At 64.8% G+C, this 16,572-nt stretch carries 15 protein-coding genes; 4 read left to right on the top strand and 11 right to left on the bottom strand.

Annotated elements, in window-relative coordinates:
* Positions 1 to 166 precede the first annotated feature (166 nt).
* Positions 167 to 2,239, top strand: coding sequence for a putative bifunctional diguanylate cyclase/phosphodiesterase (locus ACMGGG_RS12155; RefSeq protein ID WP_414155563.1), 2,073 nt, complete (start codon positions 167 to 169; stop codon positions 2,237 to 2,239).
* Here ACMGGG_RS12155 and ACMGGG_RS12150 read toward each other — a convergent pair.
* On the bottom strand, positions 2,236 to 2,496 hold the full coding sequence (locus ACMGGG_RS12150; RefSeq protein ID WP_054890810.1) for a DUF1652 domain-containing protein: 261 nt from the start codon (positions 2,494 to 2,496) through the stop codon (positions 2,236 to 2,238). The two genes, ACMGGG_RS12155 and ACMGGG_RS12150, sit on opposite strands and share 4 nt — an antisense overlap.
* Positions 2,497 to 2,729: 233 nt before the next feature.
* On the bottom strand, positions 2,730 to 3,377 hold the full coding sequence (locus ACMGGG_RS12145) for a DUF1345 domain-containing protein (protein WP_063545079.1): 648 nt from the start codon (positions 3,375 to 3,377) through the stop codon (positions 2,730 to 2,732).
* A 167-nt stretch (positions 3,378 to 3,544) separates the two neighbouring features.
* Between ACMGGG_RS12145 and xerC the strand changes: the two genes are divergently transcribed.
* On the top strand, positions 3,545 to 4,459 hold the full coding sequence (gene xerC / locus ACMGGG_RS12140; protein WP_151924801.1) for a tyrosine recombinase XerC: 915 nt from the start codon (positions 3,545 to 3,547) through the stop codon (positions 4,457 to 4,459).
* A gap of 70 nt (positions 4,460 to 4,529) precedes the next feature.
* Here the strand turns inward: xerC and ACMGGG_RS12135 are convergent, their stop codons facing one another.
* From ACMGGG_RS12135 to ACMGGG_RS12125, 3 genes are all read right to left on the bottom strand, one after another.
* Positions 4,530 to 5,117 (bottom strand): hypothetical protein, encoded by a 588-nt coding sequence (locus ACMGGG_RS12135; RefSeq protein ID WP_414155562.1) that lies wholly within the window; start codon positions 5,115 to 5,117, stop codon positions 4,530 to 4,532.
* Positions 5,118 to 5,206: 89 nt separating this feature from the next.
* Positions 5,207 to 5,593 carry a VOC family protein gene (locus ACMGGG_RS12130; RefSeq protein ID WP_063545077.1) on the bottom strand — a complete coding sequence of 129 codons (387 nt, stop codon included), beginning with the start codon at positions 5,591 to 5,593 and terminating at the stop codon, positions 5,207 to 5,209.
* Positions 5,594 to 5,702: 109 nt separating this feature from the next.
* Entirely contained in the window at positions 5,703 to 6,563 is an 861-nt protein-coding gene (locus tag ACMGGG_RS12125) for a CAP domain-containing protein (protein ID WP_054890805.1), read from the bottom strand.
* Positions 6,564 to 6,819: 256 nt separating this feature from the next.
* Here ACMGGG_RS12125 and ACMGGG_RS12120 point away from each other — a divergent pair, with 256 nt between their 5' ends.
* Positions 6,820 to 8,988, top strand: coding sequence for a TonB-dependent receptor (locus ACMGGG_RS12120; protein ID WP_063545076.1), 2,169 nt, complete (start codon positions 6,820 to 6,822; stop codon positions 8,986 to 8,988).
* Between the two features lie 15 nt (positions 8,989 to 9,003).
* Here ACMGGG_RS12120 and ACMGGG_RS12115 read toward each other — a convergent pair whose 3' ends face one another.
* The 6 genes from ACMGGG_RS12115 to ACMGGG_RS12090 form a co-directional block, all read right to left on the bottom strand.
* Positions 9,004 to 9,615: a cell wall hydrolase gene (locus ACMGGG_RS12115; protein ID WP_112898405.1), complete on the bottom strand. Its 612-nt coding sequence runs from the start codon at positions 9,613 to 9,615 to the stop codon at positions 9,004 to 9,006.
* Between the two features lie 48 nt (positions 9,616 to 9,663).
* Positions 9,664 to 10,581 carry an AEC family transporter gene (locus tag ACMGGG_RS12110; protein WP_054890802.1) on the bottom strand — a complete coding sequence of 306 codons (918 nt, stop codon included), beginning with the start codon at positions 10,579 to 10,581 and terminating at the stop codon, positions 9,664 to 9,666.
* Between the two features lie 117 nt (positions 10,582 to 10,698).
* Positions 10,699 to 11,562: a LysR family transcriptional regulator gene (locus ACMGGG_RS12105; RefSeq protein ID WP_414160020.1), complete on the bottom strand. Its 864-nt coding sequence runs from the start codon at positions 11,560 to 11,562 to the stop codon at positions 10,699 to 10,701.
* Between the two features lie 73 nt (positions 11,563 to 11,635).
* Positions 11,636 to 12,943 carry a substrate-binding domain-containing protein gene (locus ACMGGG_RS12100; RefSeq protein WP_414155560.1) on the bottom strand — a complete coding sequence of 436 codons (1,308 nt, stop codon included), beginning with the start codon at positions 12,941 to 12,943 and terminating at the stop codon, positions 11,636 to 11,638.
* An 84-nt stretch (positions 12,944 to 13,027) separates the two neighbouring features.
* On the bottom strand, positions 13,028 to 13,630 hold the full coding sequence (locus tag ACMGGG_RS12095; protein WP_063545072.1) for a cupin domain-containing protein: 603 nt from the start codon (positions 13,628 to 13,630) through the stop codon (positions 13,028 to 13,030).
* Between the two features lie 41 nt (positions 13,631 to 13,671).
* A complete protein-coding gene (locus ACMGGG_RS12090) occupies positions 13,672 to 15,624 on the bottom strand; it encodes an FAD-dependent oxidoreductase (protein WP_414155559.1) in 1,953 nt (650 codons plus the stop codon).
* A gap of 140 nt (positions 15,625 to 15,764) precedes the next feature.
* On the opposite strand from ACMGGG_RS12090, the gene ACMGGG_RS12085 reads away from it, so the two are divergent.
* Entirely contained in the window at positions 15,765 to 16,532 is a 768-nt protein-coding gene (locus tag ACMGGG_RS12085) for a class II aldolase/adducin family protein (protein ID WP_414155804.1), read from the top strand.
* The last annotated feature ends 40 nt before the right edge of the window (positions 16,533 to 16,572 follow it).

Below are 16,572 nucleotides of genomic sequence, written 5' to 3'. Positions count from 1 at the left end.
GCCGGCGTGATCGCGGGGCAAGCCCGCGATAGCGTCGGCACCGTGCGTAACCGACCGCTGGATCTTCCACCCTGTAGCCCCCGCAAAATCCCGTGCCTTTGCTCCCTGTTCGCGTAAAATCCTCCGCCTTTTCCGGGCCCTTCCTCGCCCTCTGCCGGAACTTGAAATGCTGACAGGTAGCTACTCCTCTTCGCTGGTGTTGATCTCGCTGTGCGTGGCCATCCTGGCATCCTACACCGCACTCGACCTCGCAGGCCGCATCGCCACCGCCAAGGGTCGCGCGGTGTATCTGTGGATGGGCGGCGGGGCGCTGGCGATGGGAACCGGCATCTGGTCGATGCACTTTATCGGCATGCTGGCCTTCGAGTTGCCCATCGAGCTGGGCTACGACCTGGGCTTGACCGCGCTGTCACTGCTGATCGCCGTGTTGTCTGCAGGCTTTGCCTTGTGGTTGGTCAGCCAGCCGCGGTTGAGTTGCCCGCAGGTGGGCTTGGGTGCGCTGTTCATGGGTACCGGGATCGCCTGCATGCACTACACCGGCATGGCTGCCTTGCAGATGCTGCCCGGGATCGACTACGACCCGGCGCTGTTCGGCGCTTCGCTGGCCATCGCCGTGGGCGCCTCGGCGGCAGCCCTGTGGATTGCCTTCCGCCTGCGCAGGCAGACGCCGTACGTTCGGCAGATTCGCGGTGCTGCTGCGGTGCTGATGGGGGTTGCCATCGTGGGCATGCACTACACCGGCATGGCGGCGGCCAACTTCCCCGAGGGCAGTTACTGCGGTGCGCTGGTCGGCGGGTTGTCTGGTGACTGGCTGGACTATGCAGTATTGATCACCACCCTGGCAGTGCTGGCGGTGGCCTTGCTGACGTCGGTGCTGGACGCGCGCCTCGAATCCCGCACCGCGGAACTTGCGCGCTCATTGACCCAGGCCAACCAGGAGCTGACGCAACTGGCCCTGCACGACACCCTGACCGGGCTGCCGAACCGCACCTTGCTGGCCGACCGTATCGAGCAGGCCATGGCCAAGGTGGCAGAGCAAGGCGGTTGCTTTGCGCTGATGTTCATCGACCTGGACGGGTTCAAGCCGGTCAACGATGCCTTTGGTCACCATGTTGGTGATCAGTTGCTCAAGGCCGTGGCTGCGCGGTTGCGCGGGCATCTGCATAGCCAGGACACCCTGGCGCGGATTGGCGGTGACGAGTTTGTCCTGCTGGTCGAGTTGCAGGAGCCCGACGATGCCGTGGGCGTGGCGGACAAGCAGGTCAACCTGGTGGCCAGGCCGTTCCGCGTGGCAGACCACGACCTGCAACTGTCGGCAAGCGTGGGTATCGTGCTCTATCCGGGTAATGGCCAGGACCAGCACGAACTGTTGCGCAACGCCGATGCGGCCATGTATCACGCCAAGAGTGCCGGGAAGAATGGCTACAGTTTTTTCGACACCTCGATGAACAGCAATGCCCGCCAGCAACTGCAATTGCTGCAGGACCTGCGCGCGGCGCTCGAGCATGGCCAGTTCCGCCTGTATTACCAACCCAAGTTCGACGCGCACCGATGCACGCCGATCGGCGCCGAGGCCTTGTTGCGTTGGGAGCACCCCCAGCAAGGGATGTTGCTACCGGACCGTTTCATCGGCCTGGCGGAGAAGACCGGCCTGATCATCCCCATCGGCGAATGGGTGCTGGGCGAGGCCTGTCGGCAGATGCGCCTGTGGCTGGATCAGGGCCATGAACATTGGCGCATCGCGGTGAACCTGTCGGCGATCCAGTTCTGCCATTCAGGGTTGGTCGACAGTGTCGCCCGGGCCCTGGCCGATAACGGCCTGCCGGCCAACCGCCTGACCCTGGAGATCACCGAGACCACCGCCATGCGCGATGCCGATGCCAGCCTGACGGTGTTGCAGCGCCTGTCCGACATGGGCGTCGATTTGTCCATCGACGACTTCGGCACGGGCTATTCCAGCCTGATGTACCTCAAGCGTCTGCCGGCGAACGAACTGAAGATCGACCGCGGTTTTGTCCGCGACCTGGAGCATGACAGCGACGATGCCGCGATCGTCTCGGCGATCGTTGCACTGGGGCAGGCGTTGGGCTTGCGGATCGTGGCCGAGGGCGTTGAAACCGACCGTCAGCAGGACTTCCTGACCCGCTTGGGCTGCGACTCGTTGCAGGGTTACTTGCTGGGGCAGCCGGTACCGGCCGAGCAGTTCATGCAAGGGCTGAAGCAGGGCGAGGAGGGTTAACCGGCGTCGCGCAGGGTAGGGAAGGGCATGAACGCGTCCATCTCGGCTTCGACTGCCTCGATGATGCGCTCCACATCTGCCGCGGCCATGATCGCGGCGCAGGGAATACCAGCGATGGCCAGTACGGTTTCGCCGGTGGCCCGGTCGAACAACCGCGCGACCATGCTGCGGGGCGCATCCATGCTGGCCTCGAAGCCCAGGGGGTGGAAATGCCAGCGCATTACCTGGCAGGCGTTGGGGAACGTCATCTTGTTCATGCCAGCCTCCATTTCCGGGTATTCGGGCGCCTGGTCGTTGTACGGCGAAACCTAAACATAGCAGCTAAGGCGCCAGTGTCGCGCAGCGAAGATGACAAATTGGCGAATGCTTGACCCAGGTCACATCCATGCGGCTCTGGTAAACCAGCCGCGGCCATGCGTGCAAACGTTTTCCTCGTGGCTTGGCGAGGAACGGCTGCGAGCTTGAGCGACCTGCGCTTTCAGACCAGCGGTCAACTGAGCAGGCCGGCAGCGATATTGATGGTGAAGCCCAGGATCGCGGTGTTGAACACGAAACCGACCAGGGAGTGGGCCAGTACCACCCGGCGCATGCCGCGGCTTGCCACGCCGATGTCGGAGGTCTGGACCGCGACACTGAGGGTGAAAGCGAAATAGTGGAAGTCCCAATAGTCGGGGTTGCGCTCGCCATCGGCGAAGCGCAGAGGGGGTTCCTTGCGGCTGTCGGTGTAGAACAGCCGCGCATAGTGCAGGCTGAAGATACAACCGATCAGCAACCAGGATCCGGCCACGGTCAGGCCGGTATACAGGTAGTGCAGGGCCTGCGCGCTACCGTGCAGGCCGCGGCTGGAGGCCAGTTGCAGGGTCACGGCGACCAGGCTGGCAATGGCAGCGATGCACACGGTGAACAGCACCAGGCCTGCGTTCTCGTCCTCGATGTTGGCCACCTTGCGCACGGTCTGCGATGTGGCGCGCCAGGTCAGCCACAGCACCAGCGCCAGGTACAGCCAGACGCCGAGGTTCCAGCCGGCGAGAAAACGTTGGGTCCAGTCGTCTGCGGGGATCAGCCAGCCGCCGAGCAGGCCGACGAGCGTGGCAAGGGTCAGGCGTGGGTGGGTGTGGGTCAGGCGGTAGAAAGCCATGGGCGCTCGGCGGTGGTGGATTGCCCTCCACTTTAGCCTGCGCCAGGTGATGTTGTATCGCCACGTGTTCGATCCGAACTCGATCATCAGGTACCATCCGCGTTCGCCATCAATAAAAGCCTTGCGTATCAAGGTGATGACTCGCTTCACGCAACAGGATCCACGTTTTGACCGATTCCCTGCACAATCCCTTGCTGCAGTACCTGGCACGCCTGGCGCCCTCCAGCCAGTTGACCATGCGCTATATCCTCCAGGATGCCGCCGACCGGCTGGGGTTCGCCGACTGCGACATCGCCGCGGTGCCCTGGCACCTGATCGAACCTGGCCACGTCATTGCCTTGGTGGCGGCCTTGCGTGCCGATGGTTTTGCGCCCAACACGTCCTCGCTGTACGTCAATGCGGTGCGCGGGGTGATGAACGAGGCCTGGCGCCAGGGCCTGATCGACCACGAGCATCTGCTCAGGATTCGCGAGGTCAAGCCTGCGAGTGGCACGCGCCTCCCGCCGGGGCGCAACCTGCGTCGCAGCCTGATCCGTGAGCTAATGGACGTGTGCGCTGCCGATCCGCGGCCGCAAGGTGTGCGCGATGCGGCGATCATCGCCTTGCTGTACGGCACCGGCATGCGCAAGTCCGAGTCGGTGGACATCGACTTGTGCGATGTCGATTTCCATGAGCGCAGCCTGCAGGTGCTGGGCAAGGGCAATCGGCAACTGGTCAAGTACGCCCCGGCCTGGGCCTTCGACAAGCTGCAGGCCTGGCTCGACCTGCGCCGCGCGCAACTGCCGGAGGGCACGGGGGACGATCCCTTCCTCTTCAACCGGATCCGCCGGGGCAGCCATATCACCCGTGCGCGCATCACCAAGCATGCGATCTACTACATCGCCCGCCAGCGCGGCGCGCAGGTAGGGGCGAAGATCATGCCGCACGATTTTCGTCGGGCGTTCATTACCCGGGTGATCGAAGAGCACGATCTGTCGATTGCCCAGAAACTCGCCCACCACGTGAATATCCAGACCACGGCAGGTTATGACCGCCGTGACGACAACGAGCGGCGGCGGGCGGTGGACCGGTTCGACTATTGAGGTCAGCGTTTCGCCCCGGCCCGCGTCGGTGAGTACCAGTGCCAGCAGGAGCTCCCCGAGGGGGCAAGGGTCAGTGCGGGATGACGGAGGGCACTTCGTCGCCACCCAGCGAAAAGCGATACCCGGTGTCGATCTCGGGGGCGGGCCGCTTGCAGTGTGTGCGGCTGAGCAGGAATTCGAACGCCGGCTCGTACAACCCGTCACGCACCACTGCGCCGGCAAGGACCTCGACCTGGTACCAGCCGTTGTCGAGTTCGATCATCGGCCGGCCTGGCACCTGATAGCGGGCCATGAAGTCGCCAAGGGTCTTGTTGGTGAAGTGCTGCAGCATGCGCCAGGTGAAAAGCATCAGCGCACGGTTCTCCACGTGCAGCACGTAGCCTGCGCGGCGGTGTGCCACGCGATTGCCGGCTTCGAGCAAGGCCGGGGTTCGTTCGTCAAGGCTGAAGATGATGCGGTAGGGCAGGTTATCGATGCCCGCCAGAGGCAGTACCACGCCTTCGAGCACGGCGCGGTCGCCGCTGTCGGTGCTGGTGAATTCGCGGGCAAGGTCGTCGGGTAGCGCGTTTTCATCCTTGAAGCGCGCCAGGCGCTGGATGTCGCCGACGAGGAAATAGTCGACCAGGTCGTTCAGGACTTCGCTGAATTCGTAGCGCATCGGCTTTTCCTTGTTCTATGTGCGCTGGCGGGTAAACAGAATGTAGCGGATGCCGTGGGGGCTGTCGCCTCTACCGCATTGCGCCGTGATCAATGGCGTTGGGCGATCTGGATCAGGTTGCCGCAGGTATCGTCGAACACCGCCACGGTGACGGGCCCCATTGGCGTAGGTGGCTGGGTGAACAGGACGCCGCCCGCGTGCAGGCGCGTGTATTCGGCCTGGATATCACGCACTGCGAAGGAGGTGGCCGGGATGCCGTCGGCCTTGAGTGCAGCCTTGTAGGTTTTGGCGGCCGGATGGGCGTCGGGCTCGAGCAGCAGCTCGACACCATTGGGGTCGTTGGGGGAGGTGAGGGTGAGCCAGCGGTACCGGCCCATGGCGATGTCTTCTTTGGGCTGGAAGCCCAGAACGTGATGATAGAAAGCCAGGGCCTTGGCCTGGTCGTCGACGAGGATGCTGGTGACTACGATCTTCATAGGCTGCACCGTTCCTGAGGGACGTACCTTGAAGTAAAGACGCTGTATGGCATTTGACCAGTCTGATGGCGTCAGGCGCCGAGGCCGCTGCGCACCCCATGCATCCGCCTCACTGCGGCGACCCGAACATTGCCGTCCAATAGATCCCCGCATCGCTCTTGGGGTCCACGGCGTAGGCGGCGCCCAGTTCGCGGTAATCGGGGTTCATCAGCGTTGCGCAGTGGCCAGGGCTGGCCAGCCAGCCATCGACCACCTTGCGTGGCGTGTCGCGGCCGGCAGCGATGTTTTCGCCGATCTGCTGGTAGAGATACCCGGCAAGCTCGGCCCGGTCACCCGGCGTGCGACCCTCTCGGTCGATATGATCGAAGAAGTTCTGGTTGGCCATCGCCCGCGTGTGGTTGGCGGCGGCACCGGCCAGCGTGGCATTCCAGCTCAGGGCCGGTGCTGCGGCGAAGGGCTGCCCGCCGCATTGGCGCGGGATCTTGCGCGCGGCATTGACCTCTTGCAGCAGTTTCTGACCCTCTGCCTGCCAGTCACCCAGACGCCCGCTGAGCAGCGGGCGCGCCAGCACGATGCGCCAGTCGCGGCCTTCCTGGCTGACACCGATATCTACGAACTGCGGGTCGAGCACTACCTGGCAGAAGCTTTCTTCGATGGCGTGCATCGCCGCCTTGGCATCCCGTGGCCCGGACAGGCTGATGGCCTGGACGTTGACCATGGGGTAGGCGGCACGGGTCATGGCCTGCTGCAGGTCGCGGGTGCCTTCCGGCGACAGCGCCAGGCGGGTGTCGCTGTTGAGCGGCGGCAGCTCCAGCGAGCCTGCGGCGCCGCAGCGCTGGGCCTGGCTGCGGTAGGCATTGATCGACTCGATCAGTTGCGCTTCGTCGCCGCTGATCGCCTGGGCACTGGTGGAAATGACCAGGCCGAGTGACAGGGCGCCAAGGCAGGCAACAGATGACAGGACGCGCATCAAGAATCTCCCTATGACTGGCAGCGACCTCGTGTTGGCGCTGCCCATCCTACACAAGCCGTAGGCTGTTGGTCTCGTCTTGTGAGTTGCAGTAAACCACCGGCAACCGATTGTTGCGGCAAAAGAGGCAGTAGACCGGCGAAGGGCGAAAAAGTGCGATTGGTTGGAAATAATTCGCAATATCCATTATAAACACGACTCACTCGCAATCATGCATGCCAGGAAGGCGCTCCATTCACCTCATCGGGAGCCTTTCATGGCACGTTCCTGTCCTTTTCGTCCGACCCTGCTCGCCCTCTGCTGTTCCCTTGGCGTTGCTGCCCATGCGGCTGACGCGCCGCTGGAGCTCGACGCCACCGCCATCAACGCCGATGCCGTCAAGGCGCCTCGCACCCAGTTGCCGGAGGCCTTCGCAGGTGGGCAAGTGGCCCGTGGCGGGCAGATGGGCGTGCTGGGCAACCAGGACATGATGGACGTGCCGTTCACCATGACCAGCTACACCTCCCAGTTGATCGAGGATCAGCAGGCCGAGGATATCGGTGATGTGCTGCTCAATGACCCATCGGTGCGCCAGTCGTTCGGCTTTGGCAACCAGTCCCAGGTCTTCGTGATCCGCGGCCTGCCGTTGAGCGGCGACGATGTGTCGTTCAATGGCTTGTATGGTGTGCTGCCGAGGCAGATGATCTCCACCGACGCGGTAGAGCGGGTCGAGCTGTTCAAGGGCCCCAACGCGTTCCTCAACGGTGCCAGCCCTACCGGCACCGGCCTTGGCGGCAACGTCAACTTGCAGCCCAAGCGCGCCGGCGACACGCCGATCCGGCGCTACACCCAGGACATCAGCAGTGATGGCCGGGTGGGTGAGCACCTGGACATCGGTCAGCGTTTCGGTGAGGACAACCGTTTCGGTGCGCGCCTGAACCTGTCCCAGCGTGAAGGCGAAACCGCCGTGGACGACCAGGACCAACGCAGCAAGCTGTTCGTCGCCGGGCTGGACTACCGTGGTGACCAACTGCGCCTGTCGGCCGACATCGGTTACCAGAAGCAGCGCGTCAATCACCTGCGCAACTCGGTGCGCCTGGGTTCGGCGGTGACCAGCATCCCGCGCGCGCCGAGCGCCGATCACAACTACGGCCAGGACTGGTCGTGGACCGAAACCGAAGACACCTTCGGCATGCTGCGCGGCGACTACGACTTCAACGAGAACTGGAGCGGGTACATCAGCGGTGGCGTCAAGCACACCCGTGAGAACGGCTTCTACGGCACGCCGGTCCTCACCAACGCTGCCACGGGCGCCGCGACCATCGGCGGTTCGCAGATTCCGCACAACGAAGACAACACTAGCCTGATGGCCGGTATCAACGGCCGCTTCCAGACCGGCCCGGTGAGCCACCAGCTGAATCTCGGTGCGGCGAGCATCTGGACCCAGCAGGAAAACGCCTATGTGTTCTACAGCTCGCAGAACACCAACATCTTCAACACCAACCCACTGCCCAAGCCGACGACGCCTACGCTGGTCGGTGGCATGCTCGATGACCCGGGCGTGACCGGCAAGACCCGCAACCGCAGCCTGGCGTTGTCCGATACCGTGGGCCTGTTCGACGACACGCTGCTGCTTACCGCAGGCGTGCGCCGCCAGCAACTGCGCGTCGAAGGCTATGCCTACCGCGGCACGGGGGTGGACGCCGGACGCACTGCGTTCTACGACGAAGCGGTCACCACGCCGGTGTATGGCATCGTCTACAAGCTCAACCCGTCGGTCTCGTTGTACGCCAACAGCATCCAGGGCCTGGCCCAGGGCGCCACGGCGTCGGGGCAGGTGGTCAACCTCGGTGAGGTGTTCCCGCCGGCCAAGACCAAGCAGATCGAGGCGGGCATCAAGTTCGACCGCCAAACCTACGGTGCCAACCTGGCGGTGTTCCGTATCGAGCGACCCACCGATGGCTACGTGCAGGGCAATCTTTATGTGCAGGACGGTGAGCAGGTCAACAAGGGCGTCGAACTCAGCGTGTTTGGCGAGCCGGTGCCGGGCCTGCGCCTGATGGCCGGTGGTACGCGCATGGACACGGAACTGAAGAACACCCAGAACGGCACCAACGATGGCAATCACGCGGTGGGTGTCCCGACCTTCCAGCTCAATGCCAGCGTCGACTGGGACGTGCCAGGGCTCGACGGCGTGGCGCTCAATGCACGCATGCTGCGCACCGGCGGGCAGTACGCCAACCCGGCCAACACCCTGAGCCTGCCGACCTGGAACCGTTTCGACGTCGGTGCGCGCTATCGCTTCAAGGTGCAGGAAAAAGACATCACCTTGCGCATGAACGTCGAAAACCTGACCGACAAGAACTATTGGGCCTCGGCCAACGGCGGTTACCTGACCCAGGGCGACCCGCGGTTGGTGAAGTTCTCCGGGACCCTCGATTTCTGATGACCCGTCGTCGCGCTAGCGCGCCAGTGCCTGGTTGGGCTTGTAGAAGATGAAGTGCGTGGTCTGCGCTGTGCGCCGATAGGCCTTGGCCCAGTCTGGCCGCACAGTGCGATCATGGAAGTACAGCGCTCCGGCGGTGCTGTCCTGCAACTGCTGGTTCAAGGCCTTGCGCGCGATTTCCTTGGCGACCCGGTAGCGCTCCTTTTCCTCGACCTGGTCAGGTCGCCCGTCGCACCACCAGGAGAACTGGCAGCTCTTGCTCTCGACGCCTTGCTTGACCACCCCGCAGATGGTGTCGGGGAAGCCGTCCTTGCCCAGGCGGTTGAGCACGACGCTGGCGACCGCCTTCATGTCTGTCTCGTCGGCGCCCTTGGCTTCCCAGTAGAGGGTGCGGGCAAGGCAGGTAATGCTGTCGTCCAGCGGCGCCTGCCCGGCCGGGTCCACGGCCTGCACCTCGGTGGGGGTGATCTTCTCCGGCGCCTTGGGTGGCGGGGCGTCGTTTACCACTTTCTGTTCGAGCGCCTGGGCCTTGTCTTCGGCGACTGCAGCCTTGGCGCTGTCGGCGGCATGCAACGGGCCTGCGGGCAGGGCCAGGAACAGGCTGATGACCATCCACGAGTGGCGCATGATCGGGCTTCCGCGTCAGTGAGCTGACTCCATTCTAGCCAAGCGGCTTCAACTTAGCGTGAGGCTGAGCATCAATGGCAGGGTGGCTGCTGCAGCGACGGTCTGCAACGCGATGATGGTCGCCATCAGCGGCGCGTTGCCCCCCATCTGCCGGGCCATGACGTAGGACGACGACGCGGTGGGCAGTGCCTGGAACAGCACGGCCACCACGGCGGCCTGGCCGCTGAGACCGAGCAGGCGACACAGGCCGAAGGTGGTCAGTGGCATGACCAGGAACTTGAACGCCGAGGCGGCCACCAGGGGCTTGACCTGCTGGCCCATCCGCGCGCCGCCCAATGCCGCTCCGACGCACAGCAACCCAAGGGGCAGGGCGGCCTGGCCAAGGGCCTTGACCGTCGGTTCCAGGCCCGCCGGCAGGCCAAGGCCGGTGACCCGCAGCAGCAGGCCAGCCGCACAGCCCACGATCAACGGGTTGGCGAAAATCGCCCGCAGCACGGTGAGGGGAGAGCTGTGGCGAGCGCTGAATCGGGCGAACACCAGTACGCAAAGCAGATTGACCAGCGGCACGATTGCCGCGTTGGCCACGGCCGCCAGGGCGATGCCGGCGCTGCCGTAGATGCCTGCCGCCAGGGTCGCGCCGATGTAGTTGTTGAAGCGTATGCCGCCCTGGAACACCGAGGTGAAATCAGCGCCATCGTGGCCTGCTGCGCCCTGGTAGAGCACCAGCAGGAGCGCGCCGGCCAGGGTCGAGAGCATCAGCACGCCGACCATGCCGAACACCGGTACACCCTCCAGGTTGGCGGTGGCGAGGCCATGCAGGAACAGCGAGGGCAGCAGCACGTAGTAGCTCAGGCGCTCGGCGCCGGGCCAGAAACCCTCCGCGAGAAAACCGCGCACCCGCAACAGGGTGCCGAGGGCGATCAGCAGGATGATGGGCACCAGGGTGGTGAGGAGCAGGGGCAGCATGGTCGCGGTTCCGTGGTCGGGTACCGGCACAGGTTAGCGGGGTGAGTCAGCAGAAAAAAACGTTGTTTTCTGCATTCACTGTTGAGGAAAACTGCATGGTTGTAGGTGGCTGCGTGATCAACTGCCCAAGGCGGTCTTGAGCACCGCGCTCAGGTGCCGGCGCTGACTCTTTTCATGTTCCAGCAACACCACGTGGCGACTCAATTGCGGCTCGCCAAAGGGCAGCACGGTGGCGGGCGGCAGCCGTTGCAGGTCATCGTCGCTCATCGGGATGATCGCCAACCCGAGGCCCATTGCCGCCATGCGTGCCAGGGCTTCCTGGCTGTCCAGCTCCATCTGCTCGCTGACCTGCAAATGCTGGCGGCGCAGTTCCTGTTCGATCTCCAGGCCCGCCCAGGCGCGTTTGTCGAAGCGCAGGAACGGTTGGCTGGCGAGCAGTTGCGCCAGGCTTTGCCCGGCCAGATCGGGGCTGGCCACGGCCCAGAAACGGTCCGAGAACAGCGGGCTGAATTGCAGGCTCTGCGGGTAGGGGCTGACCGGTTCGGTGGTGATGGCGGCGTCCAGTTCACCGTCTTCGATCCGCCGGGCCAGCTCGGCGGACATGCCCGAGACCACGCTGATGTGCAGTTGCGGATGGTGCGCCTTGATCCACACCAGCGCCTTTGGCAGGCGTCGGGCGAGCACGGTATGGATCGCACCGATACGCAGCCGACCACGCAGGCTCGGGCCGCTGGCCAGGGTGTCGGCCAGCTCGTCGTAGGCGCTAAGAATGCTTTCGGCACGCGCCACGGCCAATTGCCCGGCTTCGGTGAGTGTCACCTGGCGGCGGCTGCGGTCGAACAGCGGCACTTGCAGTTCGTCCTCGAGCGTCTTGATGTGCAGGCTGACCGCCGAAGGGGTCAGGCTCAGCAGGTCGGCGGCGCGGGCGAAGGTGCCGTGACGGGCGATGGTGACCAGAGTACGCAGGGCTTTGAGGGACACGCGACGGTTCTCCTGCACAGGAATGCCCGGCACGGTACGCGCATCGCGCCTCTGGGGGCAAGCGCCAGGCGGGTCAGTAGACCCAGACCTCGACCCGGCGATTGCGCAGGCGTCCCTGTTCCAGGTCGTTGTCGGCCACCGGCAGTTCATCACCCATGCCGGTGACATCCCGGATCTCCACGCCATTGCGCGCCAGTTCGCGGCGCACGGCCATGGCGCGCAGGCGCGAGAGCAGGGCGGCGCGGCCGGGTGTTTCCTTGGGGTCGCCAAACCCCACCAGTACCGTTTTGTCATGCAGCTTGCCGGCCTGACGCAGGTAGTCGCTGACCCGCTGTACATCGCGCAGTGCCTTGTTGTCGAGGCTGGCGCTGCCTTCCTGGAAACGGAAGTTGACGCTCAGGCGCTGGGCCTCTGCAGCCAGGGCACGGTATTGCGCGGGCATCTGGGCCTGTACCGCGACCGGCACTGCCTTGACCTGCTGCGAGACGAAACCCTGGGCGGCGACAATGGCCTGGCCGGCTGCGCTCTGGGTGAATTCGGCCAAGGCCTTGGCCTGAACACTCGGGTGAGTCGGCAGATAGAAGAACAGCCGCCGCGACAGTGGATAGTCTTCGCTGGCCACGGCTGCACGGGTTGGCAACAGGGCTGGAGCATCACCCTCGGCGATGGCCAGCAGCTTGGCGCCATGCACGGTGGTCAGGCTGCTGAAGCCGATGGCCGCAGGATCGGCCTTGACCCGTTCGGCCAAGGCGTCGCCGGATTCGAAGCGTTTGGCCCGTGGCGAGAGCTCCAGTGCCTGCGGTTGCAGAACCAGGGCGCGAAAGGTTTCGAAGGTGCCGGAGCGGTCGTCACGGGCGTACAGGTGAATGGGGCCGCCCGCTACGCCGAGTTGCTCCCAGCGTTGGATCTGGCCAGAGAAGACCTGTGCCAATTGTGCGGTACTCAACTGCTGCAGGCGGTTGTCGGGGTGCACCATGACCGCGACGCCGTCCAGGCCGATCACCTGCTCGCTGGCCGCGCTGCGCAAGTCGCCCAGACGTTGCAGTTGCTGGGCTTCCTGGTCGGAGATAGGGCGCGAGGCGGCGGCAAGGTCGGCTTCGCCGCTGTCCAGGGCACTGAAGCCGGTGCTGGAACCATGTGCGGCGATATTGATCAGCAATGGCTGGCCCTGGGCGTCGCGGGCACGGATGTCAGTCTCGTTGGGCCGTTTCCCACGTTCGCTGCGGATGTCTTGTGCACCTTGGCTTTGCAGCAGCCCGCGCACCAGCGCAGGGCCCAGTGCTGCGCCAATGGTGTTGGAGCCCTGGATACGCAGTGTGGCGGGCTCCGCCTGAGCCAGCAGGGGTAGCAGGCAGAGCAGAACAGCGAGAGGGCGGGGCATGCCGGGATCCTTGAGGCACAGGTATGTCCGGCAGATTACGACAGGGGTGTGAATGGAAAATGACGATCAGGCGCAGGCGATCGTTCAGAAGGTTGGCGGCGTGATCACCCAGATGACCACCGTGTCCACCTCGCCAGGGTTGCCATAGCGGTGTGGCTCCTGGCTAGGGAAACTGAAGCTGTCGCCTTCTTCGAGCAGGAAGTGGCGTTCGCCTACCCACAGCTCGAAACGCCCTGACAACACATAGCCGGCTTCCTCGCCTTCGTGGCTGTAGCTTTCCTGGCTGTAGGCGCCCGGCGGGAAGCGCGAATGCAGCATCTCCAGCTGGCGGTTGGGTTGCGGGGTGAGCAACTGGTCGACCACGCCATCTTCGTAATGCACGCTCAGGCGGCTTTGCCTGCGCACCACGAAGCCTTGGTCCTCGGGCGCGGTGCTGGCTTCGCTGGCGAAGAACCACTGGATGGTCACGCCCAGGCTGCGGGCGATGTTGAACAGCGCCGGGATCGACGGGTATGAAAGGTTGCGTTCCAGCTGGCTGATGTAGCCGGCGGTCAGCTCGCTCAGACGGGCCAGCTCCGCCAGGGTCATGCCGCGGCGCTTGCGCAGGCCGCGGATGCGGGAACCGAGGAACTGCGGGGCGGCAGTGCCGCCTTCGGCGAGTTGCGGGACGAGGGGGCGCTGGCTCATCGAGGGTCGGTCCATCGGCAAAACCGCGAGTATGACCAGCCTCAGAGCGACCAGGCAACCGCCAGGCCGTCATGGATCGCCTCTTCAGCGGTTCGCGGGGACAGGCAGTCGCCGATGCGCCGTACTTCGACCAACCCGGCCAGCTCCTGGGCCAGGGTGTCGACAGGCTGGTGACCCAGGCACAGCACCAGGGTGTCGATCTGTTCGAAGATCATGGGCTCGCCACTGGCGGTGTGTTGCAGGTACACGGTGTTGTCGTCGGTGCCGTAGAGGCGGGCGTAGGGGGTGATGGGGATCCCGAGGCGGTGCAGTTCCCCGGCCATCTGGTCACGTACGTAGAGTGGCAGGCTTTCGCCGCAGTGAGTGCCGTTGACCGCCAGTTGCACGTGATGGCCTTCACGCACCAGGTGTTCGGCGATGCCCGGGGCGATCCAGTCGCAGCGCCAGTCCAGCACCAGCACCGAGCGTCCCAGGGCGTGCTCGTTGCGCAGCACCTGCCAGGCATCCACCACCTGCAGCTCGCCGCTGCGCTCGAATGCAGGCCAGTAGGGCTCGGCGCCGGTGGCAGCAATCACCAGGTCTGGCCGTTCGCGCTCGACCAGCGCGCGGTCTACGCGGGTGTTGCGCACCACCTGCACCCCGGCCAGTGCCAGTTCGCGCTGCAGGTTGGTGCTGGCGCCGCCGAACTCGCTGCGCCGTGGCAGCAGTTGCGCCAGCAGCACCTGGCCGCCGAGCTGCGGGCTCGCTTCATAGAGCGTCACCTCATGGCCTCGGGCGGCGGCGACGATGGCTGCCTTCATGCCCGCCGGACCACCGCCGGCCACCAGGATGCGCTTGCGCAGGGGCGCGGGTGTGACGCTGCCGTACTGCAGTTCGCGACCGGTTTCCGGGTGCTGGATGCAGGAGATCGGCAGACCACGGTGGAAATGGCCGATGCAGGCCTGGTTGCAGGCGATGCAGGCGCGCACGTCCTCGACACGGCCTTGTTCGGTCTTGGCCGGCATCTGCGGGTCGCAGATCAGCGCGCGGGTCATGCCGCACACATCGGCCTGGCCGCGGGCGAGCATTTGTTCGGCTTCCTGTGGCTGGTTGATACGGCCAGTGACGAACAGCGGGATGTCCAGGCGCGCCTTGAAACTGCCGGCTTCGCGGGCCAGGTAGGCCGGCTCGATGGCCATCGGCGGGACGATATGCACCGCGCCACCCAGGGTGGCCGAGGTGCCGGCGACGATGTGCAGGTAATCGACCTGATTCTGCACCGCGATGGCGGCCGCCAGTGATTCGTCTTCGCTCAAGCCTTCGCTGTCGCGTTCGTCGGCGCTGATGCGCAGGCCGACGATGAACTGTTCGTCAGTGGCTGCACGCACTGCCGCCAGCACTTCGCGCAGAAAACGCAGGCGGGCTTCGAGGTTGCCGTTATAGCCATCGGTGCGGCGGTTGACGCGTGGGTTGAGAAACTGCGCGGGCAGGTAACCATGGCTGGCCACCACCTCGACGCCATCCAGCCCGGCCTGGTGCAGGCGCCGGGCTGCACTGGCGTAGCCCTGGACGATTTCGTCGATCATCGGCTGTTCCAGGGCGCGCGGCATCACGCGAAAGCGCTCGTTGGGCACCGCCGAGGCCGAGTAGGCCACCGCCAGCAAGCCATCGGCCGATTCCATGATCTCCCGGCCGGGATGGAACAACTGCGACAGCACCACCGTGCCGTGTGCATGACAGGCCTGGGCGATGCGCCGGTAGCCGTCGATGCAGGCATCGTCGGTGGCCATCAGCACGTGAGAGGTGTAGCGCGCACTGTCGTGCACCCCGGCGACCTGCAGCACGATCAGGCCGGCGCCGCCCTCGGCGCGGGCGCGTTGATAGGCGACGAGCTTGTCGTTGACCAGGTTGTCGGTGGGCAGACAGGTGTCATGACCACTGGACATGATGCGGTTCTTCAGGCGTTTGCCACGGATCTGCAAGGGTTCGAACAGGTGAGCGAAGGCAGTCGACATGCGTGCGGGCTCCAGCGTGCGTTCTTGTTTTTTTCATGGAAGTGTACCTTCAGTAAAAAATCAACTTGTTTTTTTACTTTGGCAGGACTAGCTTCGGCTCATCCCCTCGTACCGGGGTAAGCTCGTCCCACAAGAACAACCTGGATGACACCATGCACCCCAGCGAACGTACCCTGCGTGAGGAACTGGCCGCCTGTTATCGGCTGATTGCCCATTTCCGCATGACGGACCTGATCTTCACGCACATCTCGGTGCGCATACCCGGCCCCGAGCATCATTTTTTGATCAATCCCTACGGCCTGCTGTTCGAGGAAATCACCGCGTCCAACCTGGTGAAGATCGACTTGCAAGGGCGCGCCGTGGAGGCGTCGCCGTACCCGGTCAATCCGGCGGGCTTCGTCATCCACAGCGCCATCCACGGCGCACGCGAGGATGCCCAGTGCGTATTGCACACCCACACCCGCGCCGGGTGCGCGGTGGCGGCGCTCGAGTGCGGGCTGCTACCGGTCAACCAGATCTCCATGGAGTTCTACGGCAAGGTTGCTTACCACGACTATGAAGGCGTTGCCCTGGACATGGACGAGCAGCAGCGCCTGGTCGCCGACCTCGGCGACAAGCCGGTGATGATCCTGCGCAATCATGGGTTGCTGACGGTGGGACGCACGGCGGGCGAGGCGTTTCTGCGCATGTTCTATCTGGAGAAGGCCTGCGAGATTCAGTTGGTGGCGCAGAGCGCCGGGAAGGTGGTGCTGCCATCGCCCGAGGTCTGCGCGCATACCGAGCGGCAGTTCAATGCCCCGGCACGGCCGCTCAAGCCCGGTGAGTTGGCGGACCCGGATGCCATGGGGCTGGCCTGGGGGGCGCTGTTGCGGTTGCTGGAGAAAGTGGCGCCGGATTATCGGGACTGACAGCAGGAGCGGCCTTGTGTCGCGAAAGGCCGCTCCTGCA

It is taken from the genome of Pseudomonas sp. BNK-44-b (assembly GCF_047456245.1).
In the GTDB taxonomy this organism is placed as follows: Bacteria; Pseudomonadota; Gammaproteobacteria; order Pseudomonadales; family Pseudomonadaceae; genus Aquipseudomonas; species Aquipseudomonas machongensis.
The sequence above is the reverse complement of the archived record's forward strand: the minus strand, read 5'-3'. Positions and strand labels throughout refer to the sequence as shown.

Coding starts and splice junctions, on each gene's coding strand:
- ACMGGG_RS12155 (WP_414155563.1), top strand. CDS start 167: ATGCTGACAGGTAGCTACTCCTCTTCGCTGGTGTTGATCTCGCTGTGC.
- ACMGGG_RS12150 (WP_054890810.1), bottom strand. CDS start 2,496: ATGAACAAGATGACGTTCCCCAACGCCTGCCAGGTAATGCGCTGGCAT.
- ACMGGG_RS12145 (WP_063545079.1), bottom strand. CDS start 3,377: ATGGCTTTCTACCGCCTGACCCACACCCACCCACGCCTGACCCTTGCC.
- ACMGGG_RS12135 (WP_414155562.1), bottom strand. CDS start 5,117: ATGCGCTACGAATTCAGCGAAGTCCTGAACGACCTGGTCGACTATTTC.
- ACMGGG_RS12130 (WP_063545077.1), bottom strand. CDS start 5,593: ATGAAGATCGTAGTCACCAGCATCCTCGTCGACGACCAGGCCAAGGCC.
- ACMGGG_RS12125 (WP_054890805.1), bottom strand. CDS start 6,563: ATGCGCGTCCTGTCATCTGTTGCCTGCCTTGGCGCCCTGTCACTCGGC.
- ACMGGG_RS12120 (WP_063545076.1), top strand. CDS start 6,820: ATGGCACGTTCCTGTCCTTTTCGTCCGACCCTGCTCGCCCTCTGCTGT.
- ACMGGG_RS12115 (WP_112898405.1), bottom strand. CDS start 9,615: ATGCGCCACTCGTGGATGGTCATCAGCCTGTTCCTGGCCCTGCCCGCA.
- ACMGGG_RS12110 (WP_054890802.1), bottom strand. CDS start 10,581: ATGCTGCCCCTGCTCCTCACCACCCTGGTGCCCATCATCCTGCTGATC.
- ACMGGG_RS12100 (WP_414155560.1), bottom strand. CDS start 12,943: ATGCCCCGCCCTCTCGCTGTTCTGCTCTGCCTGCTACCCCTGCTGGCT.
- ACMGGG_RS12095 (WP_063545072.1), bottom strand. CDS start 13,630: ATGAGCCAGCGCCCCCTCGTCCCGCAACTCGCCGAAGGCGGCACTGCC.
- ACMGGG_RS12090 (WP_414155559.1), bottom strand. CDS start 15,624: ATGTCGACTGCCTTCGCTCACCTGTTCGAACCCTTGCAGATCCGTGGC.